Origin of the sequence: Shewanella sp. SG41-3 (genome assembly GCF_014164545.1) — a bacterium.
In the GTDB taxonomy this organism is placed as follows: Bacteria; Pseudomonadota; Gammaproteobacteria; order Enterobacterales; family Shewanellaceae; genus Shewanella; species Shewanella vesiculosa.
In genome coordinates this window covers 23,301-48,648 of sequence record NZ_JACJFJ010000006.1, presented here as the reverse complement: position 1 = coordinate 48,648, position 25,348 = coordinate 23,301, and the positions used below count along the sequence as shown (strand labels likewise).

Below are 25,348 nucleotides of genomic sequence, written 5' to 3'. Positions count from 1 at the left end.
CGAAAAAAGGCTTAGCAATTAAATGCTAAGCCTTTTTATTGTCTACTGAGTGATACAGGCTAATGTCGATAGAGGCCTGTTAACTCAATCCACTATTGAGCAAGAGTGTCTAACACAACTTGGTGATGATCTTTGGTTTTAAACTTATTGAGTAAATGGCTAATTTTGCCATCAGTACCAACGATAAAACTCAAACGGTGAATCCCGTCATAAGTTTTACCCATAAATTGCTTTTCGCCCCATACACCGAAGGCGTCGGCAACGGCATGGTCTTCATCACTTAGCAGAGCAAAGTTGAGCGCTTGCTTTTCAGCAAATTTGGCCAGTTTCGCCACAGGATCAGGACTAATACCAAAAACAGTTACATTTAAGCCATCAAGTTGTGCTTTGATATCGCGCAGACCTTGAGCTTGTACTGTGCAACCTGGCGTTGCCGCTTTAGGATAGAAATAGACTAAGACAGGGCCTTTGGTGAGTGTGTCTTGCAAAGAAATGGTTTCGCCAGCTTGATTTTGTAATGAAAAATTTGGTGCTGTATCACCAGCTTGTAGTGTGTTCATCATGTTTCCTTTAGCGGATAAAAGTGAGCTTATTACGTCAATGTTAGCAACAAAGTTCACTACTATCTGATGTGAATATTGGATTAAGGTGCAGCAATGCCCTGCATACGCTTAATGCTGCACTCTAACGACATCGATTCTGCCAGTTCATGAATACCCTGTTCAAGTTTTAATAGGTCGACTTTTTCTGGGATATTAATGGCTAATAAAATCGACTGGGTTTTAAGACTATCGTTATCATCAGCGTGGGAGCGAACTGCCGCTAAATCGAGGCCTCTTTCTGCTAAAAACTGAGTAATACTCTTCATGGTTCCACGTTGGTCTTCGCCATTAAAAATGACTTCAATACGTGAGACAAAGTTTTTCGGCGTATGTTTTGATGTTCGTTTCATGACGGTCATGAGTTCAAGTTCAACACTCAATGCCGGTAACAAGCTTTCAATTTTTGTTATCGCTGTCCAAGAGCCCGATATCATCATAATTAGGGTAAATTCATTACCAAATAATGCCATACGACTATCTACAATATCGCAATCACATTCACTTGCTAAACGTGCTAGGCGACTCACTAACCCCGGACGGTCTGCGCCCATTGCCGTAACGACCAGGTAATTGGTCATGGATTTTCCTCACTTGTCGATATCTTTGAGCGAAAACTTACGCTAAGCATGTAAGTTTTGGTGCGGGTGTTTATGTTATCATTTTTCATTAAAACACCTCAATATACTAACCTATATCACTCACATAAATATGATTATTTTTTAGCGCAATGGCTCTAAAGATGCTAGGTTACGTGCATTAAATAGCATAAATGACTTATTTCAGTTTATGGTTACCGAAGAGCTTGTCATTAGTGGTTGGCATCAGTAACATAGCGAATCCTGAAACCGTGGGGAAGATAGATGATAAACGGAAGCATCGTAGCCTTAATCACTCCAATGAACAGTGATGGCACAGTAGATTATGCAAGTCTTGAACGACTTGTTGAGTTTCATATTGAACAAGGTACTGATGCCATTGTCGCGGTCGGTACTACAGGTGAGTCAGCAACATTGCCTATGGCAGAGCACGCCGCTGTTGTCAGCCAAACTGTTAAGTTTGCCGCAGGTCGTATCGCCGTTATTGGTGGTAATGGCGCCAATGCAACGGCTGAAGCTATTGACTTAACCAAAGCCATGCAAAAATCTGGTGTTGTCGCCATGTTGGGTGTCACGCCTTATTATAATAAGCCAACGCCTAAGGGCTTAATTGCCCATTATACGGCCGTTGCGGCAAGTACTGATATTCCTCAAATTCTATATAACGTACCAGGTCGAACTGCAGTTGATATGAAGCCTGAAACTGTGGCTGAGTTATCAAGTGTCAGTAACATTATTGGTGTAAAAGAAGCCACTGGTGACTTGAGCCGTGTGGCACGTTTACGTGAATTGTGTGGTGATGACTTTTTACTTTATAGCGGCGATGATGCCACTGCCCGCGAGTTTTTATTGTTGGGTGGTAATGGTGTGATTTCCGTAGCAAATAATATTGTTCCACATGCGTTTAAAGCCATGTGTGATGCAGCGTTAGCCAAAAATACACAATTAGCTGAATCAATCGATAAACCACTCATGGGCATCTATAGCTCGTTATTTTGTGAAGCCAACCCTATCCCAGTGAAATGGGCTGTTCATAGAATGGGTTTGATTGCTAATGGCCACATTCGTTTACCTTTAACTGAACTTTCTGAGCAGTTTCATGGTCTGTTAATAGAAACAATGAAACAAGCTCATATTGAGGTAAAATAAATTCATGTTAAAGAAAGTCACTCCGTTACTCCTTGTTGCAGCTGTTTCAGCTTGCTCTACGCCATTAGACCGCCGTCAGGCAAATGGTAATGATGATTTCATTAATGCTGAAACTGCACCATTATTGACTATCCCACAAGGGCTAAATACGCCTACTTATAGCAAGGAATATGATATTCCTGCGGTAAGTAACAAGGTCAATAAACAACTCGTTGGTAAAAATCTTGATATCCGTGCGCCATTACAAGTGTTACCTATGGCCGAAGGTACTCATATCGAAGAAAGCAGTGACAATATTCGTGTTGTGATTGAATCGATTGAAAGCACCACAGATTTAAAACAAGAAATTTATGACGTCATCAACGGTTATCTAGCGAAGAGCAATATCCCTGTTCGTAGTGAAGATATGAATGCCGGTTTTATTGAAACAGATTGGATTGAAAATGATGAAATCATTGAATCTAATTGGTGGAGCAGTGACAAAGTGTATCAACTACGTCAGCGTTACCGTTTTCAAATAGACGTAAAACCCCACGGTCGTTCAGGTACTGTGGCGATAGATTTAATTGAACACCAAGAGTTCTATGACGATAAAGATCAGCAAATCTTATTAAGCGGTGAAGATAAGCGTCGTTATACCACTGACATGCTTAATAATGCTATTGCTTACATGAGCATCAAACGTGATCAAGCGATTCGTGCAGCACGAATTGAGCAAAGCCTTGGGATTAAGGTCGACTTAGTCACAAATACTGACGAAGCGGCTTATTGGTTAGCTGACGCAAGTTACAAGTCAGTATGGGATCGTTTGCGTTTAGTATTACCGGAAATGGGTTTTGATGTTGTTGATACCGATAACAGCCAAGGTTTGTTTTATATTAATCTAGAAGAAAGTGGTGGTTTCTGGAGCTCGTTGTGGAGCGAAGAGAAATTAACACTGAAAAAAGGCAATTATCGTTTATTGCTTAAAGAAACAGATGATATCAATCAGACTAAAATTTTACTTCGTGATGCAGAAGACAAACCTCTTCCTGATGAGTCTATTACTGAAGTGTACAAAATTATCTCTGACTTAATGCAAGAAGACCGAAAAGTTCGTTAAGTTTCATGCATAGCTTGGACTAAAAAAGAGACGCTTAAAGCGTCTCTTTTTTTTGCTCTCCACAAGCCCTCAATACCATTTCTTTGCCTAGGCGTTGGCAAGTTGTTAATTGTTGTTTTGACAGTTAACGCAGCAAATTTGCAAATTTGAGCCTGAACAATGGCGTCATGATGTTAAGCAATTTGTCACAGCATGTGTCGACAATCAGGGGGTAATACTTTTTTTTACTCAAATACTGCCTAAAATATTCATAAAGCGCTTAAACCTTGGTTAAAACAGCCAATTAAGTGAATATGGAAAGGATATGATCTAATTGTTGGATATGTTCGTAATTTGTAAGCAAAAGTAAAACGACTTGATGTGGAATCATTGCTAAGTACAATCACATAAGCTCATTAATCCTATACATAATTCATTTAGCCTTTAATGGTTTTGGACTCAAAATGAAAAAGATAATCGTACTGATCGTCATAGTGCTAGCGGCACTGTTGGCGTACAACTTAATGTCTCCTGAAGAAGCTATTGTTCAACGCCCACGGCCTATACCTAACGTGGTGGTTGCTAAAGTGGCGATTATGCCTATTCGTGATGAAGTAGAAGCTTTGGGTACTGGTAAAGCGTACGAGTCTATTATCGTGACATCCAAAGTTACTGAAATTGTCACTAAGATTGATTTTAATGACGGTGATTTGGTCGAAAAAGGTGCACTTCTCGTGCAGCTCAGAAACGAGGAACATAAAGCCAAGCTGGCCGTAACCGAAATCAAGCTAGTTGAAAATTTACGTGAATTAGATCGTATCCGCTCATTGGTCACCAGTAAAACCATTGCCGAGTTAGAGCGTGACCGTTTACAAAGTTTAATTGATACCACTCGTGCAGAAGTGCAACAGGCAAAAGCGGCCCTAGAAGACCGTGCAATTAAAGCTCCATTTGCGGGTAAACTTGGTTTACGTCAAGTCAGTGTGGGCAGCTTAGTTACCCCAGGCGAGCAAATCAGTACTCTGGATGATGTGAGCAAAATTAAATTAGACTTTTCTGTACCAGAACGTTTCATTCAAGAATTACAGCCAGGTAAACTCGTTGAAGCCCGAGCTGTAGCTTACCCAGAGCAGATATTTAAAGGTGTTGTTACCTCAATAGACACCCGTGTTAATCCAGATACTCGCGCGGTAATCGTACGTGCTGTTATGCCAAATGATGATTATAAATTACTGCCCGGCATGTTAATGAAGGTACGTTTAATTAAGCAAAGTCGTGAAGCATTATTGTTACCTGAAGCTGCTATTATCCCAATTCAAAACAAGCACTTTGTTTATTTCGTTAATGCAGAAAACAAAGTAGAACAAATTGAAGTGACTTTAGGTACACGTTCTCGAGGTTGGGTTGAAATAGCGAAAGGCCTTGACGTGGGTCAACAAATTATCATTCGTGGCATTCTCAAAGTTCGTCCTGGTGATACTGTTAAAGTGCAGCAAGCAGAAAACTTCACCTTCGCTCAAGTCGAAGGAATGGAGACATCGGCATGATATTAACTGACTTATCGGTTAAAAGGCCGGTCTTAGCATCTGTAATCAGTATTTTGCTTATTGTATTGGGTCTGGTGTCTTTTGGTAAATTACCGCTGCGTGAATATCCTAATATCGATCCACCGATTGTGTCGGTGGAAACCAGTTATCGTGGTGCCAGTGCATCGGTAGTCGAAAGCCGGATTACTCAGCTTATTGAAGATCAAATTAGTGGCGTAGAAGGCATTCGTCATATCAGCTCATCCAGTAGTGATGGGCGCTCAAGTGTGACCATTGAGTTTGATATTAATCGTGATATTGAGGCCGCAACCAATGATGTGCGAGATCGCATTTCTGGTTTACTTGAAAGGCTACCTATAGAAGCGGACGCGCCATCGATTTATAAAGCGAACGGCGGCGATGAAGTGATCATGTGGCTCAATTTGGTATCAGACCAAATGGATATTTTGCAGCTCACTGATTATGCCAACCGTTATCTAGTGGATCGTTTTTCGGTGATTGATGGCGTATCAACACTGCGCTTAGGTGGCGGTAAGGTATATGCCTTACGGATCTGGATTGACCGTCAGGCATTAGCCTCGCGTAACTTAACGGTATCAGACGTTGAAGCAGCATTGCGGGCAGAAAACGTAGAATTACCAGCCGGTTCAATTGAATCAAAAGAACGTATTTTTACCGTGCGTTTAGACAGAGTATTCAAAACCGCAGAAGATTTTTCAAACTTGGTGATAACCCAAGGTGAGGATGGCTACTTAGTTAAACTTGGCGATGTGGCTAAGGTCGATATTGGTTCTGAAGAAGAACGGATTATGTTCCGGGGCAATAAAGAAGCAATGATTGGTTTAGGTGTCAGTAAGCAATCAACAGCCAATACTTTAGAAGTGGCGCGAGCGGCCAATGCCTTGGTCGATAAATTAAATCCAACCCTGCCAGCAGGGATGCACATTAAACGCTCCTACGACAGTTCAGTGTTCATTGAAGCTTCCATCGATGAGGTGTATCAAACCCTCTTTATCGCCATGGTGTTAGTTATTGTGGTGATTTATTTATTCTTAGGTTCGGTCAGGGCCATGCTTATTCCTGCCATTACGGTACCGGTATCTTTATTGGCTACCTTTATTGTGCTGTATGCCCTTGGTTATACCATCAATTTATTAACCTTACTGGCGATGATATTGGCGATTGGTATGGTGGTCGATGATGCCATCGTCATGCTGGAAAATATTCACAGGCGTATTGAAGATGGCGATTCACCATTGAAAGCCGCTTTTTTGGGTGCTCGTGAAGTTGCTTTTGCTGTGGTGGCGACAACTTTGGTGCTGGTTGCTGTGTTTATGCCGATCACCTTCCTCGATGGCGATTTAGGCAAGCTGTTTAAAGAGTTTGCGGTGACCATGAGTGCTGCGGTGATTTTTTCCAGTGTTGTTGCATTAACACTGACGCCGATGATGTGTTCTAAGTTACTTAAACCGGCCGATCAAGATCCGTGGTTAGTTAAACAAGTCGATAAGATGATGAATATTTTATCTGGCTGGTATTTGACCACCCTGAAAATAGGTATGAAAAGTCCTATTTTAGTATCGCTGGTTGTATTAATTGCCTTTGCATTTAGCGGTTTTTTACTCAATAAAGTGCCACAAGAGTTCGCGCCGCAAGAAGACCGTGGTTCCATGTTCTTAATGGTAAATGGGCCGCAAGGGGCGAGCTTTGAATATATTGAAAAATATATGGATGAAGTAGAAGGACGCTTAATGCCATTGGTTGAAAGCGGTGAAATTAAGCGTTTATTGATCCGTGCTCCGCGTGGTTTTGGAGGCTCCTCTGATTTCTCTAATGGTATGGCGATTATTGTTCTTGAAGATTGGGCGGAACGTCGTAGTGCAAACGAAATCATTGTTGATATTCGCAGTCGTTTATCTGACTTAGCCGGTATAAGGGCGTTTCCTATCATGCGCCAAGCATTTGGCCGTGGTGTGGGTAAACCGGTGCAGTTTGTGATTGGTGGCCCTAGCTATGAAGAACTGGCTCAGTGGCGCGATATCATGATAGAAAAAGCCAAAGAAAATCATAAACTCATTGGCTTAGATCATGATTATCAAGAGACTAAACCACAGTTGCGGGTAGTGATAGATCGTGAACGAGCAGCAGACTTAGGTGTGTCAATTTCTCATATTGGTAGAACACTCGAGTCGATGTTAGGTTCTCGTTTAGTGACCACCTTTATGCGCGATGGTGAAGAGTACGATGTTATTGTAGAAGGTAATCGTGAGAATCAAAGCACGGCTACCGATATGGAAAATATCTACGTGCGTTCAGATCGTTCTCAAGAATTGATCCCTTTATCTAATTTAGTATCAATTGAAGAGTTCGCCGATGCCAGTTCGTTGAACCGTTATAATCGAATGCGCTCAATTACCTTAGAAGCTAATTTGGCAGAAGATTATAGTTTAGGGGAAGCGTTAGACTACCTAAATGATTTGGCTGCAACCTATTTGCCTGCCGAAGCGGTTATAAGTTACAAAGGTCCATCACTTGACTACCAAGATTCTGGTAGCTCAATGAACTTTGTCTTTTTATTGGCGTTAGGGATTGTATTTTTGGTTTTGGCGGCTCAATTTGAGAGCTTTATTCATCCCATGGTCATTATGTTAACCGTGCCACTAGCCACCTTAGGTGCACTCGTGGGGCTTTGGTTAACAGGTCAAAGTCTGAATATATACAGCCAAATTGGTATTATTATGTTGATAGGATTAGCGGCTAAAAATGGTATTTTGATTGTTGAGTTTTCAAATCAGCTGCGCGATCGCGGAGTTGAATTTCAACAAGCCATTTTACAAGCATCAACACAACGACTCCGACCTATCCTAATGACAGGTATCACGACAGCAGCAGGTGCGATTCCGTTAGTGATGGCGTCTGGAGCCGGTGCTGAAACTCGCTTTGTTATTGGTGTTGTTGTGTTATCGGGGATTTTACTAGCAACATTCTTTACCTTGATTGTCATCCCGGTTGCATACAGCTTATTTGCCCGTAACAGTAGCTCTCCTGAAGCGGTGGCCAAACAGTTGGAAATCGAATTACAAGACGATTAATCCTAGTTTGGCACGATAATAAGCACAATAAAAAGCCAGTCATTTTCATGACTGGCTTTTTGTTTACTCATCTCAGAATAATCTAGTCTATTGTAAGTTAATTCAAGGTAATTAGTGGTGTAAGATTATGTTTTAAATCGTTTTAATACTAATTTTAGGTGGCTTATTGTATTAGGTTACATTGACTGGCGTGAACAGTTCAGTACACCTTGCCAGCATGAATATCCGCTCGGCTATAGATTAAATCCAAGTGAAGTAATATTTTGAGATTAACAATCTGTTCATCCTAACGCGGTCAAATATTGACTATTTGCCACGAAGAATAAGGCAGCTTGCGGTGGCTGTGGCCAATAGTTTACCGTCTTCGGTGGTTAAGGTTGCTTCTGCAATGCCCAGAGATGTAGACAAGTTCATTACGCTACCTTTAGCCAATAAGCGTTGCTTTTGAGGCACAGGGCGGACCATTTTAATATTTAAATCTATGGTTGAATAACCGACACCTGCGGGTAATGCAGAGTGCACAGCACATGCTGTAGCTGAATCAAGAACCGTTGCAGCAAAACCCCCATGCACGCCGCCCATTGGGTTGAGATGGCGCTCATCAGCGAAAGCTTCAAAAGTGACACTGCCTTCGCTTACCGCAATCGCGTTCATTGGCATAGTTTGGGTGATTGAAGGGGCAGGGATGTCGCCATTAAGCATGGCTTGCATCAATTGTAATCCAGTAAGGTGTTTCATCTTAGTCCTTTAGTTATCTGAATAATTTATTACTATAAAAAAGGGTAAAGCTTACGCTTTACCCTTTTTATTTTTAGGTTTTAAACCTAGCAGCTAAGCTGCTTTCTCTTGCTTAGCTTTTGGTGCAAGTTGTGCTTGAAGCTCATTGGTATCGAAGTCATCAACGTTAATTGATTTCAAACGTCCAATTTCAGCTCGTTCAAGTAAAGCGATTTCGCTGTCGCTTAACACACCAAGCGCTTTACCTTCTGCAGCAACTTTATCTAACCACATAAATGGTAGACGTTTACCAGCAGCTTTACAGACTTTGTCATAGAGTGGTTCTGCCGCTAGGATATCTTTGAACGTCTGTTCTTGGATACCGACTGGATTGAACTCAGAAGCAGTCCAGAACTGGCCTTTACCTAAACGGTCACGACTCGCACAAGGCGTTTGCATGATCTTAGCCACTTTATGATCTAACACATCACTAGGACGCTTAATTGGGCGACCGAATGGGAAGATTACCGCACGTAGTGCAATGCCTAAACCCATTGGGAAGTTGTTAAGCAAGTCATCTAATGAATCTTGTAACTTGTATAATGAATCTTCAACAGCCCATTGCACTAAAGGTAAATCTTCAGTTAAACGGCCATCGTCTTCATAACGCTTAAGCGTGGCAGAAGTTAGATACAATTGGCTCAGTAAATCACCTAAGCGGGCAGAAATACGTTCTTTGCGCTTTAGGTTGCCACCCAGTGTCGCCATGGCCAAATCAGATAATAGCGCTAAGTTTGCACTGAAACGGTTCATCTGTTGATAATAACGTTTTGTTTTATCTGAGTAAGGGCTATTGGTGAAGTAAGATGAGGTAACACCCATCCAGAAACTACGAATAAAGTTCGACGTTGCAAAACCAATATGACCAAAGATAGCTGAATCAAAGTTAGCTAAGCCACGGTTTGCATCAGTATCAAACGCTGATTCCATTTCGGCCAATACATATGGATGACAGCGGATAGCACCTTGTCCATAAATAATCATTGAACGCGTTAGAATGTTTGCACCTTCAACAGTAATGGCGATTGGAGCAGCTTGATAGCCACGACCTAAATAGTTATTTGGGCCAAGACAGACGCCTTTACCACCATGAATGTCCATTGCATCAATAATACATTTCTGCATTCTGTCGGTTAAGTGATACTTAACGATGGCAGAGATAACTGAAGGTTTTTCACCTAAATCGATGGCAGTTGTGGTTAAGGTTGCAACGGCATCCATTAAATATGCGTTACCGCCGATACGGGCCATTGGCTCTTCGATACCTTCTAATTTACCGATAGGTAATTTAAATTGGCGACGAATACGTGCATAAGCACCTGTAGCAACAGCGGCAGTTTTAACGCCACCGGCTGAGTTTGAAGGTAAGGTAATACCACGACCAACAGACAGACACTCAACCAACATTCTCCAACCTTGGCCGGCCATTTCTGGGCCACCAATAATGAAGCTTAATGGTACAAACACTTCGTTACCGCGTGTAGGACCATTTTGGAACATACAGTTCAATGGGAAGTGACGACGACCGGTTTCAACACCTGGGATGTCAGTTGGAATAAGGGCACAAGTAATGCCTAATTCTTCTTTATCGCCTAGTAGGTGCTCAGGGTCGCGTAGTTTAAAGGCCAGGCCTAATACAGTCGCGACTGGTGCTAACGTAATATAACGTTTGTTCCATGTTAGCTTCATACCAAGCACTTCTTCGCCTTGGAATTCACCTTTACACACAACACCAAAATCTGGAATTGAGCCAGCATCACTGCCTGCTTCAGGGCTAGTCAGTGCAAAACATGGCACGTCTATACCTTTAGCTAAACGAGGTAAATAGTGATCTTGCTGCTCTTTGGTACCATAGTGCTGTAAAAGCTCGCCAGGGCCTAATGAGTTAGGTACACCAACAGTAGAGGCTAATTCACTGCTGACGCCAGCAAGCTTTTGTAATACGCATGACTGGGCATAAGCTGAATATTCAAGACCACCAAATTTCTTCTTGATGATCATCGCGAAGAAGCCATTATCTTTTAAGAATTGCCAGATTTCTGGAGGCAAATCGCCTAACTGATGTGATACCTGATGTTGATTAGTCATTTTACAGACTTCTTCAACAGGACCATCTAGGAATGCTTGTTCATCGGCAGTTAAACGCGCTTTAGGATAGTTGTGTAATTTGCTCCAGTTGGGGTTACCGGCAAATAAATCAGCTTCCCACCACGTTGTACCTGCTTCAATGGCTTCTTTCTCTGTAGAAGACATTTCAGGCATGATACCGCGATACACTTTCAGCAGCGGACGACTGATAAAGTTTTGTCTGAATGATTTAATATTGAGTGGCAGCGCAATAACAAGGAATACAATCCATGTAATTACACCAATAATGTCCAAGGTGCTACCGACGACTAACACAATTGCCGCAGCAATCGTGGTTGATAATAGCGATACTCTTAAGTATGCCATAGCGCCGAGCACAAAGATCATCGCGATGATCCAAAGTAGGGTGGTCACTGTACTTCTCCTTAAAGCTATTATGTAGGCAAAATAGCTTATTTATTGTTGATCTCATTCACAGGAATGATCGTGGTCGGACCTGTGTCACATAAAAGTTAACCTTATGCCGCCTCGATTACAAGCCTTTTTCAAACAATTGTTTAAATATTTGTGTGTCAGAAATATTCCACTCAATTGGCTTACTCGATACAATACGCTTATGAAAAGTGTTTAGCTCAATATAGCAACAGAAAAGGCAAGGCTAATGTGTGAATTACTGGCGATGAGCGCGAATGTGCCAACGGATATTGTTTTTAGTTTTACAGGCTTAGCTGAGCGTGGTGGGGTAACGGGTCCTCATGTTGATGGTTGGGGAATTACCTTTTATGAAGGTAAAGGAAACCGCACATTTAAAGACGCTTGTCCTAGTAGTCAATCACATATTGCACAGCTGATAAAGTCATATCCAATTAAAAGTGAAATTGTCATTAGTCATATTCGCCAAGCGAATCGAGGCTGCGTATCCTTGGTCAATACCCATCCTTTTAGCCGTGAGTTATGGGGCCGTTATTGGACTTATGCCCACAATGGCCAATTGACGGATTACCACTCAAGATTCATCGTTTCTCGATTTCAACCTGTAGGTGATACAGACAGTGAATTAGCTTTTTGCTGGATTTTAGAATCTGTGGTCAATAAGTTTGGTGAGCATGAACCTGATAATCTCGATGATGTGTTTGATTATATCAGTCAACTTGCTGATGAAATAAGACAGTTAGGCGTGTTTAATATGTTGTTGAGTAATGGCATTGATTTGATGACATATTGTACCAACAACTTATGCCATATCACGCGCCGTGCACCGTTTGGAAAGGCAACTTTAATTGATACCGATGTGGTCATTGATTTTAGTCAAGAAACCACGCCAAACGACGTGGTAACCGTTATTGCAACTAGGCCACTGACCAATAACGAAAATTGGGTTGTGTTACAGCCAGGTGAGTGGAAGTTATTTAGAAAAGGTGAGTTAATCCTCCGCTAATTGCTTTATTTCATCTAATTCTGACTCTGTGATTTGAGCACTAGTTTCAGGGTCTGTATGCAGTTCATCTACCGCCGTTGAACTTTGCTTGTTAGGGCCATCAATGAGTGTCGGTGTCATAGGTGGTAGAGGTTGCTCAAATTGGTAGCTCGCTAGCTGAATATCCAGTTGTTTACTGCCTTTTGAGAAATGGCTTAACCTCACTGGCAGATACGCTAAAGTCGGTGCCATCCAGAAAAAGGTTTGTCTTTTAGTACTGTCGCGGACAACTTCAACTTTTACGGTATCGTAAGTACCGCTTTCTATCGTGACTTTTTCTTTACCTAAGACTCGAAACTGATAGTCATCAATTTCTTTTTCTTTCACCATTTTATAATCTAGTGGTCGAATATTGGCCGCTAAATCCATTCTAAATTGTAATTGCACCATCAAAGGGTCAAATACTTTCTCTTGGTATGGCAGCTTTAATGCTTCTTGCTTGTAGATGGTGTGAATAAATTGTTGCCCTTTGACAAAGGCGGTTTGTTCAGTGTAATCACTACCTGTACCAGTGCGTTCTTGTATGTATCGAAATGGCACTAATTTACCGTTTTCTAGGGTAAATTCGCTTTTAAGGTGGCGTTGATCAGATAGCATTAATAAGCTGACATCGCTGTCGAAATGATAGCTGTAAAAACCGCTATCGGTTGCAGGTAAGCGATAATTTGCTACACCTAACTCGAAGCTACCATAAAACACCTTATAGCTAGCTGTATGGGCTGTTAAGGGCGATAAAATGGCTGCTTGTTCCATGTCACTTAATGCCGCAGCTGGATTAACTTGTGCAAATTTTTCTGATAAGACGGCGGTTTCTGATTGATGTAATTTAGGCGTGGTTTCGCTATCAGCAACAGGTTGTTGATTGTCAGTTGCGTGTGCGTGGATCACCGGGCTAATACACAAGATTAACGTGGATAAGCGAGTTAATTTATTGACCAAAGTATTGTTACCTTCAATTTTGATAATAGTTAATAGCTTGATATTAAAAGGGTAAAGTCATTACTAGGGTGGCGATATCAGGTTTCCATTGATATTGAGACAATGAAATCTTGCCTGCGTTCACTTCTATTCCATCTAATCTTAATAATTGTTGTTGAGTTTTAAAAGCATCAGTGTTGTTAGCAAACGAAATTTTACCCTGGCTATTAATCACTCGATGCCAAGGTAAGGTTAGATTCTGTGGTGCTAATTTTAACGCCCTAGAAACGTAACGTGCTCTGCCTGGTAATCCTGCAAAGTCAGCAACAACGCCATAAGGTAACACATTGCCTTTTGGGATAAGGTTAACAATAAACCAAATGCGCTCAATTGAAGATAGGGTAGACATTAGATCCCAAATAAACCCACTATAGACACAATAGTGATTAGATGTTGAATATTAGGCAAGGATAATAAAACATTTTCAAAAGTACAATCGTAATCAAGCTGATAATGATAATAGTATATTTTAGTTGGCGATTACCTTAGCTCACTTTTACAGTACGGTTAAGTAGATACACAAAAAGTGACTAATCGCACCACCAAGAACAAATAAGTGCCATATAGCATGATTATATGGGATACGTTTACCTACATAAAATACCACACCTAAACTATAAAATAAGCCGCCTGCGAATAATAAGCCCAAGCCTAAATCACTCATTTTGGTGTTTAAGTCGCTTATTATAGTGACACATAACCACCCCATGGATAAATACAGCAGCACACTAAAAGCTTTAAATCGGCCAATGAACAAGGTTTTAAATATAATTCCTCCTAGCGCTAATGTCCAAATAGCCACAAGGATAATCGTGGCCTGAGAACTTTGAAGGCTAATCAGCATCATTGGAGTGTAGGTGCCTGCTATGAGCGCATAAATGGCGCAATGATCAGCCATTTTAAAGCGTTTTCGCCACAGCGCGCTTTTACTTGAGTGATACAAGGTCGATGCTAAAAATAACGCAATAATACTGACCCCATAAATCGTTACACCTGTGATTTGTAGCAAGGTTAAATGATCTGGAGCTTTTATAAGCATCAGAATTAACCCAACAATACCTGCTATCACGCCAAGCGCATGCGATAATGCATTGGCTTGTTCTTCCCTATGGCCGTAATCTGAGCCAGAAGAAACGGTAGATGTTTGCTCAGGTGTCGAGATGTTTGATAGTGAATTCATAATATCCTGTGAATAACGCTAAAAGGATTTTGAGCAAATTGAGTTTATCAGCCCTAATATTAAATAGCTATATTTAGGTGAACACGTGTAAGCTGAAATTTAAGTCTCATACATCATGGCGTAGATCGTCTTTTTACGCTTTATTGGGTTAAGCTTTATTAATCTCATTGAGGGGTTAACCGCATAAATAAGGTGCTATTCAATAAGGCGGTTGACGTTATACTTAGGCAATCATTATTGGCAGATTAGACTTTATGTTTAAAAATAACCAACAATCCCATTCGAGTATTTCAGCATCAACTCGCCACCACTCGCGTTGGGGAAATAAATCATTACCGCAAGCAGATGCTGTTAGTATTGATTTTGACAAAAACGTGACACCTTTTGTAGAGTTAGAAGATGATGTTGTGGATGAACATGAGTTACAACAGCATCGCCAGCAAGTCGCTGATGATATCCAACTGCAGTTAACGGGTGTAACAAGTTCAGTCAATGGCAACGAACCTTTGTTACAGCCTGATGAGCCAAATGCTAATGCCTTGCAACGGGCTTTGGCTGTTGTGAGTAGGAGTCCTTATCTTGCTTTATTCGTGGTATTTGTCCACCTGCTTGTGATTACATTAGTGGTGTTATTTGGACGAGTTGATATTAGTGGAATGTCAGATATTCCCGTGACTGAACCGGCGACAAAATCGTTACCCGCCTTAAAAAGTTATCTTATTACCCAAGCAGAATACGATAAATTAGTTGAGCGAGCACAAGCCAATGCCGCGAGCCAGGTGACACAACCCGATGCTGGGATAGCTGCAGAAATGGATCAATCCGAGGTTACGCCCGTATCAGAAGTTGAGCCAATAACGACACAATGAGTACCTTAGTGTACTCATTGTTTATCATTAATGTCTGATAGTGAAACGATTGTCTGTGAGGCTATTGTTAGTGAGATTATTGCAGTAAGACAGACACAAGTTTATGCCTCATTATGGTGTTTTAAGCGATTATCCATTATCGACCAACACAACACGCACAATAGACCGCTTATAAGGCCAACAAGATGTGATTCAGTGGCAACCCGTGCATTGATTAATTGAGTCACGCTGTCACTGGCACCAAATACTTGCTCATAACCGACTTTTAACATGACCCCTATCACGAGTAAGTATCCCGACTTGTAGCCTTTACGTATATCCATCACAGCACCAAATACAAATAATCCGTGCAATACGCCACTTAGACCCACATAGGCCTTTAAGGTAGGGTAGAACAGGTATAAACCTATGCCTTCAAATAAACATAAGCTCAAAAACAGTAGCAACAACTTGCCTGAATGATTTTTGTAATGCACTTCATGTAAAAAAACAATTACCCAAAATCCAGCTAAATTCATTAGCAAATGCCATAGATTGGTATGCAACAGGTTTCCGGTGACTAAGCGCCAAACCTGACCACTGGCAATTAAGTCATACTGATAGCTAAAATACTGATCAATAGGTAAAAATGCAGGAGAGGGAATATCTGCTGCAAACAGAGCAATACAAATAAGACTGATCACCACAAGAAAATGATACAGGCCAATTGTGTTTGAATTATGTTTTAGCAAAATATCCTCTATATACTTCTGTTCACGACTAATTAAGCCGATTTAGCTCAACACGGAATTAACTGTAGACTAAAAAGACTTCACTAGGCTAATAGTGTGTTTCATATTGATTAAGCAATCTTAAAGAAAATAAAAATCAGATGGTTAACTTTACACTACAGGCTAAATATCAATAATAGGCTTACAGCTTACTGTTTAACGAGTCCATCACGACTTGACTGTTTTGTAAATAATCATCTAAACCACGTTGACGAAGTACACAAGCAGGGCAATCGCCACATCCTTTGCCTACTATTCCGTTATAGCAAGTTAAGGTTTGATGTTGCACTAAAGCCAATTGGTGATATTTGTCTGCCAATGCCCATGTTTCTGCTTTATTGAGCCACATTAAAGGTGTAATAATTTTCAGGGGTTTATCCATGCCTAATGCTAATGAATGTTGCATAGATTGCACAAACTCATTGCGGCAATCTGGATAACCAGAAAAATCGGTTTCACATACGCCAGTAATAATGTCATTACAGCCCAATTGATACGCGTAAATTCCTGCTAAGGTTAAAAATAAAATGTTACGGCCAGGAACAAAAGTATTTGGTAAACCATTGTTCATCAATTCATGTGAAACCGGAATTGCATCACGCGTTAGCGCCGAAATAGCTAATTCGTTTAATAAGCTAGTATCCATGACTTTATGACTGGCTAATTTCAACTCAATTGCCAATGATTTTGCCACTTCTATTTCTTGTCTATGACGTTGGCCATAATCAAAGGTGATCCCATGTACTTCATCGTACTTTGATAATGCTTGGATAAGACAAGTGGTTGAATCTTGACCACCACTGAAAACAACAAGGGCTTTAGTCGGTGTGTTTAGCTTTGTATCTGACATGGATATACTCTTAACGTACTGAACTGACTTGCAAGATCGGGGTGATCAACGCCCAGTGGTTCAGGTAAATAGAATGGATATTTTACCTAAGGCAGGCTCAACTGCAAAGCCATAGCGGTAAATACTTGCAGCTAATGGCAAAATACTCTATAAATGCCGGCCCGTAATTCGTCAGCCGGTTACTGCTGGTCACTACAAGTAAGGTAAACAATGAAATATCCCGTTAACGAAGTATTTGAAACCATACAAGGCGAGGGGACCTATACTGGTGTTCCTGCGCTGTTCGTTCGCTTGCAGGGTTGCCCTGTTGGGTGTTCATGGTGCGATACCAAGCAAACGTGGGATGTGTTACCTGAGAATAACGTGACCGCAGAGCAAGTGATTCAGGTCGATGGCACCATAGGACGTTGGGCTGATCATAATGGTCACACATTACTGCAAGCATTTCGGGACAAAGGTTTTACCGCAAAACATATCGTGTTAACTGGTGGTGAGCCGTGTTTGTATGACCTAACGGAATTAACTAACGATTTTGTTGAGGCGGGTTATCAGATCCAGATTGAGACCAGTGGTACGTTTGAAGTGAAATGTCATCCTGATGTGTGGGTGACGGTATCACCTAAAATTAATATGAAAGGTGGCTACAAGGTACTTGATCAAGCCTTAAATCGTGCTAACGAAATTAAACATCCTATTGCGACAGAACGGCATATTGAAGAATTAGATGAGCTGTTACAACACATAGATATCAGTGCCAAAACGATTTGTTTACAACCGATTAGTCAAAAGGCGCGGGCAACCGATCTTGCAATGAAAGTGTGTATTGCGCGTAATTGGCGTTTATCGATTCAAACTCACAAATATTTGAATATCGACTAATGTGTATTTAGCAACGTTTCCCCTTGATGCTGAGCCAATAATGAAAGCCGTTGAATCCAGATTCAACGGCTTTTTTAATGTTTAGTTAACTGATTAAACCACAAACATTAAAGGCAGACAGCTTCTCGCGATAGTGCTGAAAACAACCGATATTATTTTCGATCCACTCGGGGTTGTAGTAGGTATCGAGATAACGTTCACCAGCATCACAAATTAACGTCACAATTGAACCGGTTTGGCCTGCATGTCGCATCTGTGTTGCCAGCAATAACGCCCCATATAAGTTTGTGCCAGTGGACGCGCCCGTTTTACGACCAATTAATTGTTCTAGCCATTGAATGGTTGCGATTGACGCGGCATCTGGGATTTTAATCATGCTATCAACCACCCCTGCAATAAACGATGGTTCAACCCGAGGTCGGCCAATACCTTCAATTTTACTGTATTTATCACTCACTATCGTGGCATCACCACTGTGAAAATAATCATAAAAGACTGAGTTTTCTGGGTCAACGACGCACAGTTGGGTTTTTTGTTGTTGATAGCGAATATAGCGACCAATAGTGGCACTAGTGCCGCCAGTTCCTGGACTCATCACAATCCAACTTGGGATTGGATGTGGTTCGCGTTCCATTTGGTTAAAAATAGAATCAGCAATATTGTTGTTACCCCGCCAATCTGTTGCACGTTCAGCATAAGTGAATTGGTCCATGTAGTGACCTGTTAACTCAGCAGCCAATCTTTCTGATTCTGCATACATCTGACTGCCATTATCAACAAAGTGACATTTAGCCCCATAAAATTCAATTTGTTCAATTTTCTTTTTAGCGGTGTTTTTAGGCATTACCGCAATAAAAGGTAAACCGAGTAATCGAGCGAAATAGGCTTCTGAAACAGCAGTGCTGCCAGAGGATGACTCAATGATTGGGGTATCTTTTTTAATCCAGCCATTACAAAGGGCATATAAAAATAATGATCGAGCCAAACGGTGCTTTAAGCTGCCTGTAGGATGTGTACTTTCATCTTTTAGATAAATGTCTATGCCATCAAGTTGTGGCAAGTCTAATTTGATTAGATGTGTATCAGCAGAACGTTGATAATCGGCTTCTATTTTTGCAATGGCCTGATTGACCCAAGATGATGACATGCAATAATACTCGTTATTCCAAAAAGGAATAAATAATAACTAAAATACAAAGTTAAGAGTAGTGTTTATCGACCCATATAGGTATTTATTGTTCAATAATGGCAGTAAAGGATGAAATAGAGCAGATAAAGACAAAATACCGTAAATAATGGCATCAATAATGTTGACCGGCGAAATAACCAATTAACAGCAGCAGAAAAGATTAAGCAAAAAATTAGTACCGTTAGGGGTAAAACTTGTCGTGTAGGAATTGAGAAAAAACGATCTTTATAACGAGGAATTGTGGACAGATATTTAGCTAGTATCACGATATAAATTGATAAAACAAAATGTAAAATGGTGGAGGGAGAAGGATTCGAACCTTCGAAGGCTGAGCCGTCAGATTTACAGTCTGATCCCTTTGGCCACTCGGGAACCCCTCCACAGCAAAATAATATGAATAAAAGAAAGATGGTGGAGGGAGAAGGATTCGAACCTTCGAAGGCTGAGCCGTCAGATTTACAGTCTGATCCCTTTGGCCACTCGGGAACCCCTCCACATATTTTCTTTTTTTCTTACTCTCTTTTTACATTCTAACGCTTTACAACTTTAACGCTTCACAACAAACACTTTATAACAACGCAAATGGTGGAGGGAGAAGGATTCGAACCTTCGAAGGCTGAGCCGTCAGATTTACAGTCTGATCCCTTTGGCCACTCGGGAACCCCTCCTCAATTGCGGTCGCCATAGTAGTCAGAAACCTTTTGTATGTAAAGTGTAAAGTTGAATAAATTACTAAAGTTTATGACTGTTTGGTCGATAAAATAGCATCGAGCAGTAGTTGTGATGTTTTTATATGCAAATTGAGTCAACATTAGTCAATGAATTACAAATAGGGAACCGATTAAACGTCGCGATTGAGCATAATCGTCGCGGTGAATTTGGCTTGCTATTGGCTATGCTGTCTGTAGATGCTCGTGATATGGCACAGTTTCAATTAGAAACTGACACTGATAACACGCAAAAGTTACGCAACAAATTTTCTGTACCGCAACCGCAGTTATTAGTTGATGATATTTCTGTCCATCCAGACACTTTTGATCACGCGATGATATTTCAGCAACAAGGTGCCAGACAGTTTCAACTGCAACAAGCATTAACACCTGAAGCTCTGGTCATCAGAGGGTCGCAATCTGATGCTATGGTCGAAGTATTAAGTAACTGTGATTACCTCACTAAAAATAAAGCGATTAATGCCTACCAGCAACATACTCCCATAGAAGACATGCATTTTTTAGATCAACTCAGCACGCAGCGTAAGATATCAAACACGTTAGCACTTCAGCTAGCATAAGTCTGTAATGCGGTGATCTTGTTTAGATTAAGTGAATACTTTTAGGATTTGTGAGCATGGCAAATAAATGGCTGCTTGATCTACGTTATATTGATAAGCGACCGTTAAATTAACTAGTGGGTGAAGTCATGATTAAACAAATTAAACAGCAGCAAGGCCTTGTAAGCGATAGTTGTACCGAATGCGGAAGTTACGTCGATATTGGTGCCGTAGTTGAGGCAGAAGATACATTATTAGTGCTTAGTTTTGCTGGTGATGATGCATTGTCACAAGCTCAAGCGATGCAGGAAATTGCTCAGCAACGTTTTGCTGATACAAAAGCTGTCATTATTGATGCCGATAATACCATTGAACTCAAGCTTGATTTCGCTTTTAGTGTAGAGAAAATGATTTTTCAACTTGAAAATCAACTGTAGATCTTTCTGCAGTTTAATGAAAAGAAATATTGGTTATATGTTTGTTGTTAAAGATTTTTATCCGAGTATACCTCGCGTAATATTAATCCTAGTAAAGCGTAACAATGTATTACCAAAGGATTGCTGTTTTTAAGTATCGCGTGTAATCTGCGTTACTTAACTAAAGACATAGTAGCTTTTGCTAATGTAACTTTATGATGCCTTTAACGCGAGTTTTGCTCTCTAAGTATTGCTGTAACATGTTGACTCACACTCTGAATACCAAAACCAATAATGATAGGTATTTTGAGTTACAAACGTTATAGATTTAGGAAATGAAACCATTTTTTTCGGGATGTAAATGAGTCGAAGAGAACACCAGCACTTATTGGAATTAATTGTAAATTCCAGTGCAAAACAACAAGGTGATTTCACCAAAACCGCAGAGCTGGTTTGTCAATTGCTGCGGGATTATTTTAAAGCATCATTTGTGTCTGTTTGGTCATTACGACATAAAAATAATGATGGCTTGCTGGTTGATGAACGCCTTATTTCTGAGCATGCATTGGTTGCAAGTGATGTGGACCAGACGCTGGTGTATACCTCCCATTTGAAACAAATGACCATTGATCCACAGTACATCAACGAATTACGTTGTCATCGCTACATATTATCTACCGACAATGCTCATATTAACCTCGTCGACACTTTTTCTGATTACTACCAACACCACAATATTGTTACCAGTATTGATATTGCCATCCGAATTAATGGTCATATCGAGGGCGTATTATCGGTGGAAAGTTGCCAACAGATTCAATGGGGTAAATTAGATATTCAGCTTGCAATCCAATGTGCAGATCAGCTGGCGTTAGCCTTGTCTACACGTTATACCTATGACAGTAATGAACAAATTCATTTGTTACGCAATGCCACAGAGCAATCAGAACATGTTGTTATGCTGGTCAATATCGATAGTCGTATTATTGAGTATGTGAATAGTGCTCATCAAAAAATGACTGGATTGCTTCGCAATAACGTTGAACATCATAGCGTTTCTAATCTCGATATTTTTAGAAACGCTCCTAAACTACTTGATCATATCATCGAAAAATTACGCGCTAGTGAAGTTGTGGAAGGCGAACTTAAACTGACACGCACCGATGGCAGTGAATATTGGCTAAAGTATCATATTAAGCCGTTTGTCACCGAACAAGGTAAACATTATGCGCTAGTTTCCAGTTATGATAATTCCGCAGCATTTTTACATAAAGTGGCATTAGAACGTTTGGCTTGGCATTGTGCGTTAACCTGTTTGCACAATCGTAGTCATTTTACCCCCATACTTGATCGCGCTGCTGATGGCATATTAATCCTCATTGATTTATTGGGCTTCAAGCGTTTTAACGATACTCATGGCCATGAAGATGGCGATGCTTTACTGATTGAGATAGCACGACGATTAAAACATTTTGCAACGTCTGCCAATGCGATTGATGTCGCAAGGATCGGTAGCGATGAGTTTGCGGTGTTATTGCCTCCAGTGACTTCTGAAATCGAAGTCGAAGCCATTATTAGCCGTTTGTATATGAATTTGGCGGCGCCATCAATGATCTCCAGAGCCAAAATACAACCTAACCCCGCTATTGCCGTGGTAGACATCAAGTCTGTTGTGGGCTTATTTACTCCGTTATCCTGTGCGGATATTACTTTGCAATATGCCAAGAAGAAAAACGATAATAATTACCAATTTTTTAATGAAGCGTTACTTGAAACATTTACCACTAAAGCGGAAATAGAGCGAGATTTGCAGCATGCGATTCGCGGCCGTGAGTTTGAGCTGTACTATCAACCTTTGATGGATCTCCAGCATCATCAATACATTGGTGCTGAAGCATTAATTCGCTGGAATCATCCTAAAAAAGGGGTGCTGTATCCGGGCACGTTTATTGAAATAGCAGAACAAACCGGGATGATTAATCAAATTGGTGAATGGGTATTAGAGGCGGCCTGTAAGCAATTAAATTTATGGCAACATAAAAACGTTAACATTACCATGCATGTCAACGTGTCAGCGCGACAATTTTTTAGTGGCAATTTGTATGAACTCGTATGGCTATTAATCACCCGCTATCGAATTAAGCCCAATACATTGATCCTTGAAATCACTGAGACTGAACTCATGGGTGACATTCGCTATGCGATTAATTTATGTCATGAGTTGGCAGAATTAGGTGTTGGCTTAGCGATTGATGATTTTGGTACTGGTTACAGTTCGATGAAATACCTTAAACAGTTTCCTATTTCCAAATTAAAAATAGATCGCTCATTCATTATGGATATATCTTCCAGCCGCGAAAGTCGTGAGATTGTCAGTGCCATAATCGCTATGGCGAAAGCACTGAACATTTCATTAACCGCTGAAGGGGTGGAAACGACAGAGCAAGAAGCCTTTTTAACCCTAAGCGGTTGTCATCAAGCCCAAGGATTTTTGTATAGCCCTGCAATACGGGTGAATGATTTTGGTTTATTTATTAATAACCACCAGTCTGCGACTACAGTTAACATGCAACCTGAATCATTTATCGCTTAGTTTTGAGATTTTGTTAGTGTTTATCTTTCATGTGACATTAAGACATTTTCTAGTTCAGTAACACATTAAGGTAAGTTGGAGAGCGTCTTTTTACTTATACACTAGGGTGGTTCCAAGCGATGTTTGAACTAAAGCGGTGAACGATTTGCATGAATTAAAAAAGGAAGTCATGCATCTAACTTCCTGTTATTTAACTGAGTCGTTAAGCCTTAAAGTCTAAATTTTTCAATTTCTGCTTTCATCGTTTCGGCTAACTTAGCTAATTCATTACTGGCGGCACTGCTTTGTTCCGCTCCGGCAGCGGTTTGATTGGAAATGTCACTGATACTCGTAATGTTGCGGTTTATCTCTTCTGTCACCGAACTTTGTTCTTCCGCTGCTGTGGCGATTTGTGTATTCATGGCATTAATTTGATCAACACTGTCAGTTATTTCAGCTAATGCATCACCCGCTTTTTGTGCTTCCGTTGCCGTTTGTTGTGCATTTTCAGCCCCTTGCACTAAACGTTGAGTCGCATCTCGGCTAGCTTTTTGTAAGTTTTGAATCGTTTTCTGTATTTCTTGGGTAGACTGTTGTGTACGACTGGCCAAGGTTCTAACTTCATCCGCTACCACAGCGAATCCTCGACCCTGCTCACCAGCACGAGCCGCTTCTATGGCCGCATTTAATGCTAATAAATTCGTCTGTTCAGAGATGGCTTGGATTACGTCGACAACACTGCCAATATCTTCAGCATGTTGTGCCACTGATTTCATTGCTGAGACTGACTCTTGCATTTCAATCGATAAGCGTTCAATTCTGGCAATACTCTCTTTAACCACCTGTTGCCCTTTAGACGCAGCATTATCTGTATGTTCAGAGGCTTGAGCAGCCGAACTGGCACTCTGGGCCACATCATGTACCGTTGCGGAAAACTGATGGATAGCGCTAGCAATACTCTGAGTTTGTTGTTGCTGTTCGAGAATATTTAGTTTTGTTTGCGCCGCAACTGCCGAGTTTTCTTCTGATGCGCTTGCCAACAAGAATGTAGATTGGTGCATTGATTTAACGATACTTTGAAAACTATAAACAATCTGATTTACGTAAGTAGCTATGTGGGTAAATTCATCGTTCCCCGTCAAATGGATCCGTTGGGTCAAATCACCCAAGGAAATTTTATTCGCGCTATCTTCTAAATGCTGTGATGCTAATTTGATGCGTTTAATAATCACTAAGGATAAAAAGGTGATAATTATCATACTCAACAGCACTGCTATGATTACCTTTATCCGGAACGTACTAATATTCTCCTCTGATTGTTCAAAATTAGCTTTTGCTTCAGCAATTTGTATATCCAGAAAGCCTTGGGCCTCTGCAGAGACTGATTTGAAAACAGGATTAATATCCTTTAATAGAATCATATTTGCTTGTCTGAATCTGCCCGCATTTAATTCTACCAATGCCCGATTAAAACCGTTATCTGTGATGACATCAAGTTGATGAACCAATCTGTTAACTTGGGCTCTTTCTTCGGCATTTAAATTGGAGCTTAGAATTTCATTATCAATAATATCATGGAGTATTTTCAACGATTGATTAATATCATTAATGTGTATGTCAGTTGGGTGATCATGGAGTTTGGCAAATTCTGATGAGGGATCATGCTGCAAGGATAACAACAAAGCACTTCTTGCATTGCCTAACTCATCTAAGACTTTGCCGGCTCGAATGGTATGTTGCATGCCCTGCGAGTATAGGTCATCAATTGAGTTTGTGGCTTGTTGCATACCTGATATACCTTGATATGCTAAAAATAATAGTGCGCCTAAAGTGATTAACATGCTCAACGTCAAGCGAGCACTAACTGATTGCAGTTTTTCAGTAAACTTGGATGGTTTAGCTTGGCTTGAATCTTGGCTAGGCTGTTGGCCAGATAATGATGTCATAAAATATCCTTTATTTTCGA

Annotated in this window: 21 protein-coding genes and 3 tRNA genes; 10 read left to right on the top strand and 14 right to left on the bottom strand. The window is 40.7% G+C overall.

Annotated features, from left to right (window positions below; all coding sequences use genetic code 11):
• Positions 1-92: 92 nt before the first annotated feature.
• Positions 93-560, bottom strand: coding sequence for a thioredoxin-dependent thiol peroxidase (gene bcp, locus H5164_RS12960; RefSeq protein ID WP_182756517.1), 468 nt, complete (start codon positions 558-560; stop codon positions 93-95).
• Between the two features lie 83 nt (positions 561-643).
• The gene (locus tag H5164_RS12955) at positions 644-1,180 is read right to left on the bottom strand and encodes a glycine cleavage system protein R (RefSeq protein ID WP_182697227.1); all 537 of its coding nucleotides are present in this window, start codon (positions 1,178-1,180) and stop codon (positions 644-646) included.
• 282 nt (positions 1,181-1,462) lie between these two features.
• On the opposite strand from H5164_RS12955, the gene dapA reads away from it, so the two are divergent.
• The 4 genes from dapA to H5164_RS12935 all read left to right on the top strand — a co-directional run bounded on the left by dapA (position 1,463) and on the right by H5164_RS12935 (position 8,067).
• Positions 1,463-2,347 (top strand): 4-hydroxy-tetrahydrodipicolinate synthase, encoded by an 885-nt coding sequence (gene dapA / locus H5164_RS12950; protein WP_124015003.1) that lies wholly within the window; start codon positions 1,463-1,465, stop codon positions 2,345-2,347.
• A 4-nt stretch (positions 2,348-2,351) separates the two neighbouring features.
• Entirely contained in the window at positions 2,352-3,449 is a 1,098-nt protein-coding gene (gene bamC / locus H5164_RS12945) for an outer membrane protein assembly factor BamC (RefSeq protein ID WP_182756515.1), read from the top strand.
• Between the two features lie 443 nt (positions 3,450-3,892).
• Positions 3,893-4,975, top strand: a complete 1,083-nt coding sequence (locus H5164_RS12940; RefSeq protein WP_182756513.1) for an efflux RND transporter periplasmic adaptor subunit — start codon at positions 3,893-3,895, stop codon at positions 4,973-4,975.
• Positions 4,972-8,067: an efflux RND transporter permease subunit gene (locus tag H5164_RS12935; RefSeq protein WP_182756511.1), complete on the top strand. Its 3,096-nt coding sequence runs from the start codon at positions 4,972-4,974 to the stop codon at positions 8,065-8,067. Before H5164_RS12940 ends, H5164_RS12935 begins: the two co-directional genes overlap by 4 nt.
• 306 nt (positions 8,068-8,373) lie before the next feature.
• Here the strand turns inward: H5164_RS12935 and H5164_RS12930 are convergent, their stop codons facing one another.
• Together H5164_RS12930 and fadE are read right to left on the bottom strand one after the other, a co-directional pair.
• Positions 8,374-8,805, bottom strand: a complete 432-nt coding sequence (locus H5164_RS12930) for a PaaI family thioesterase (protein ID WP_124014998.1) — start codon at positions 8,803-8,805, stop codon at positions 8,374-8,376.
• Between the two features lie 93 nt (positions 8,806-8,898).
• On the bottom strand, positions 8,899-11,346 hold the full coding sequence (gene fadE / locus H5164_RS12925) for an acyl-CoA dehydrogenase FadE (RefSeq protein ID WP_182756509.1): 2,448 nt from the start codon (positions 11,344-11,346) through the stop codon (positions 8,899-8,901).
• Between the two features lie 247 nt (positions 11,347-11,593).
• Between fadE and H5164_RS12920 the strand changes: the two genes are divergently transcribed.
• Entirely contained in the window at positions 11,594-12,370 is a 777-nt protein-coding gene (locus H5164_RS12920) for a class II glutamine amidotransferase (RefSeq protein WP_124014996.1), read from the top strand.
• Here the strand turns inward: H5164_RS12920 and H5164_RS12915 are convergent.
• The 3 genes from H5164_RS12915 to H5164_RS12905 form a co-directional block, all read right to left on the bottom strand.
• Positions 12,356-13,162, bottom strand: coding sequence for a DUF3108 domain-containing protein (locus H5164_RS12915; RefSeq protein WP_182756732.1), 807 nt, complete (start codon positions 13,160-13,162; stop codon positions 12,356-12,358). The genes H5164_RS12920 and H5164_RS12915 overlap by 15 nt on opposite strands.
• A 229-nt stretch (positions 13,163-13,391) precedes the next feature.
• Positions 13,392-13,736 (bottom strand): MGMT family protein, encoded by a 345-nt coding sequence (locus H5164_RS12910; protein WP_182756507.1) that lies wholly within the window; start codon positions 13,734-13,736, stop codon positions 13,392-13,394.
• Positions 13,737-13,883: 147 nt separating this feature from the next.
• Complete coding sequence (locus tag H5164_RS12905) at positions 13,884-14,567, bottom strand: hemolysin III family protein (RefSeq protein ID WP_182756505.1); 684 nt, start codon at positions 14,565-14,567, stop codon at positions 13,884-13,886.
• A gap of 254 nt (positions 14,568-14,821) precedes the next feature.
• Here H5164_RS12905 and H5164_RS12900 point away from each other — a divergent pair, with 254 nt between their 5' ends.
• Positions 14,822-15,436, top strand: a complete 615-nt coding sequence (locus tag H5164_RS12900) for a hypothetical protein (RefSeq protein WP_182756503.1) — start codon at positions 14,822-14,824, stop codon at positions 15,434-15,436.
• 101 nt (positions 15,437-15,537) lie between these two features.
• Here the strand turns inward: H5164_RS12900 and rrtA are convergent, their stop codons facing one another.
• Both rrtA and queC read right to left on the bottom strand, forming a co-directional pair.
• Entirely contained in the window at positions 15,538-16,167 is a 630-nt protein-coding gene (gene rrtA / locus H5164_RS12895) for a rhombosortase (protein ID WP_182756501.1), read from the bottom strand.
• Positions 16,168-16,348: 181 nt separating this feature from the next.
• Entirely contained in the window at positions 16,349-17,056 is a 708-nt protein-coding gene (gene queC / locus H5164_RS12890; RefSeq protein ID WP_182756499.1) for a 7-cyano-7-deazaguanine synthase QueC, read from the bottom strand.
• A gap of 210 nt (positions 17,057-17,266) precedes the next feature.
• Here queC and queE point away from each other — a divergent pair, with 210 nt between their 5' ends.
• Positions 17,267-17,935, top strand: a complete 669-nt coding sequence (gene queE / locus H5164_RS12885; protein ID WP_124014990.1) for a 7-carboxy-7-deazaguanine synthase QueE — start codon at positions 17,267-17,269, stop codon at positions 17,933-17,935.
• Positions 17,936-18,020: 85 nt separating this feature from the next.
• On the opposite strand, the gene H5164_RS12880 is transcribed toward queE, so the two are convergent.
• From H5164_RS12880 to H5164_RS12865, 4 genes are all read right to left on the bottom strand, one after another.
• Positions 18,021-19,082: a PLP-dependent cysteine synthase family protein gene (locus H5164_RS12880; protein ID WP_124014989.1), complete on the bottom strand. Its 1,062-nt coding sequence runs from the start codon at positions 19,080-19,082 to the stop codon at positions 18,021-18,023.
• Positions 19,083-19,419: 337 nt separating this feature from the next.
• Positions 19,420-19,504, bottom strand: a tRNA-Tyr gene (locus H5164_RS12875).
• 29 nt (positions 19,505-19,533) lie between these two features.
• Positions 19,534-19,618 (bottom strand) — tRNA-Tyr (locus tag H5164_RS12870).
• Between the two features lie 89 nt (positions 19,619-19,707).
• Positions 19,708-19,792, bottom strand: a tRNA-Tyr gene (locus tag H5164_RS12865).
• A gap of 125 nt (positions 19,793-19,917) precedes the next feature.
• Between H5164_RS12865 and H5164_RS12860 the strand changes: the two genes are divergently transcribed.
• The 3 genes from H5164_RS12860 (at position 19,918) to H5164_RS12850 (ending at position 23,403) form a co-directional block, all read left to right on the top strand.
• Positions 19,918-20,415, top strand: a complete 498-nt coding sequence (locus H5164_RS12860; protein WP_124014988.1) for a VC2046/SO_2500 family protein — start codon at positions 19,918-19,920, stop codon at positions 20,413-20,415.
• A gap of 128 nt (positions 20,416-20,543) precedes the next feature.
• On the top strand, positions 20,544-20,831 hold the full coding sequence (locus tag H5164_RS12855; RefSeq protein ID WP_124014987.1) for a DUF406 family protein: 288 nt from the start codon (positions 20,544-20,546) through the stop codon (positions 20,829-20,831).
• A gap of 340 nt (positions 20,832-21,171) precedes the next feature.
• Positions 21,172-23,403, top strand: coding sequence for a bifunctional diguanylate cyclase/phosphodiesterase (locus tag H5164_RS12850; RefSeq protein ID WP_182756497.1), 2,232 nt, complete (start codon positions 21,172-21,174; stop codon positions 23,401-23,403).
• Between the two features lie 209 nt (positions 23,404-23,612).
• On the opposite strand, the gene H5164_RS12845 is transcribed toward H5164_RS12850, so the two are convergent.
• Entirely contained in the window at positions 23,613-25,328 is a 1,716-nt protein-coding gene (locus H5164_RS12845) for a methyl-accepting chemotaxis protein (protein ID WP_182756495.1), read from the bottom strand.
• Positions 25,329-25,348: the final 20 nt, after the last annotated feature.

Coding starts and splice junctions, on each gene's coding strand:
- H5164_RS12855 (WP_124014987.1), top strand. CDS start 20,544: ATGATTAAACAAATTAAACAGCAGCAAGGCCTTGTAAGCGATAGTTGT.
- bamC (WP_182756515.1), top strand. CDS start 2,352: ATGTTAAAGAAAGTCACTCCGTTACTCCTTGTTGCAGCTGTTTCAGCT.
- H5164_RS12860 (WP_124014988.1), top strand. CDS start 19,918: ATGCAAATTGAGTCAACATTAGTCAATGAATTACAAATAGGGAACCGA.
- queE (WP_124014990.1), top strand. CDS start 17,267: ATGAAATATCCCGTTAACGAAGTATTTGAAACCATACAAGGCGAGGGG.
- H5164_RS12920 (WP_124014996.1), top strand. CDS start 11,594: ATGTGTGAATTACTGGCGATGAGCGCGAATGTGCCAACGGATATTGTT.
- H5164_RS12880 (WP_124014989.1), bottom strand. CDS start 19,082: ATGTCATCATCTTGGGTCAATCAGGCCATTGCAAAAATAGAAGCCGAT.
- queC (WP_182756499.1), bottom strand. CDS start 17,056: ATGTCAGATACAAAGCTAAACACACCGACTAAAGCCCTTGTTGTTTTC.
- H5164_RS12935 (WP_182756511.1), top strand. CDS start 4,972: ATGATATTAACTGACTTATCGGTTAAAAGGCCGGTCTTAGCATCTGTA.
- H5164_RS12905 (WP_182756505.1), bottom strand. CDS start 14,567: ATGAATTCACTATCAAACATCTCGACACCTGAGCAAACATCTACCGTT.
- H5164_RS12910 (WP_182756507.1), bottom strand. CDS start 13,736: ATGTCTACCCTATCTTCAATTGAGCGCATTTGGTTTATTGTTAACCTT.
- H5164_RS12900 (WP_182756503.1), top strand. CDS start 14,822: ATGTTTAAAAATAACCAACAATCCCATTCGAGTATTTCAGCATCAACT.
- H5164_RS12850 (WP_182756497.1), top strand. CDS start 21,172: ATGAGTCGAAGAGAACACCAGCACTTATTGGAATTAATTGTAAATTCC.
- H5164_RS12955 (WP_182697227.1), bottom strand. CDS start 1,180: ATGACCAATTACCTGGTCGTTACGGCAATGGGCGCAGACCGTCCGGGG.
- bcp (WP_182756517.1), bottom strand. CDS start 560: ATGAACACACTACAAGCTGGTGATACAGCACCAAATTTTTCATTACAA.
- H5164_RS12845 (WP_182756495.1), bottom strand. CDS start 25,328: ATGACATCATTATCTGGCCAACAGCCTAGCCAAGATTCAAGCCAAGCT.
- H5164_RS12915 (WP_182756732.1), bottom strand. CDS start 13,162: ATGGAACAAGCAGCCATTTTATCGCCCTTAACAGCCCATACAGCTAGC.
- H5164_RS12930 (WP_124014998.1), bottom strand. CDS start 8,805: ATGAAACACCTTACTGGATTACAATTGATGCAAGCCATGCTTAATGGC.
- dapA (WP_124015003.1), top strand. CDS start 1,463: ATGATAAACGGAAGCATCGTAGCCTTAATCACTCCAATGAACAGTGAT.
- H5164_RS12940 (WP_182756513.1), top strand. CDS start 3,893: ATGAAAAAGATAATCGTACTGATCGTCATAGTGCTAGCGGCACTGTTG.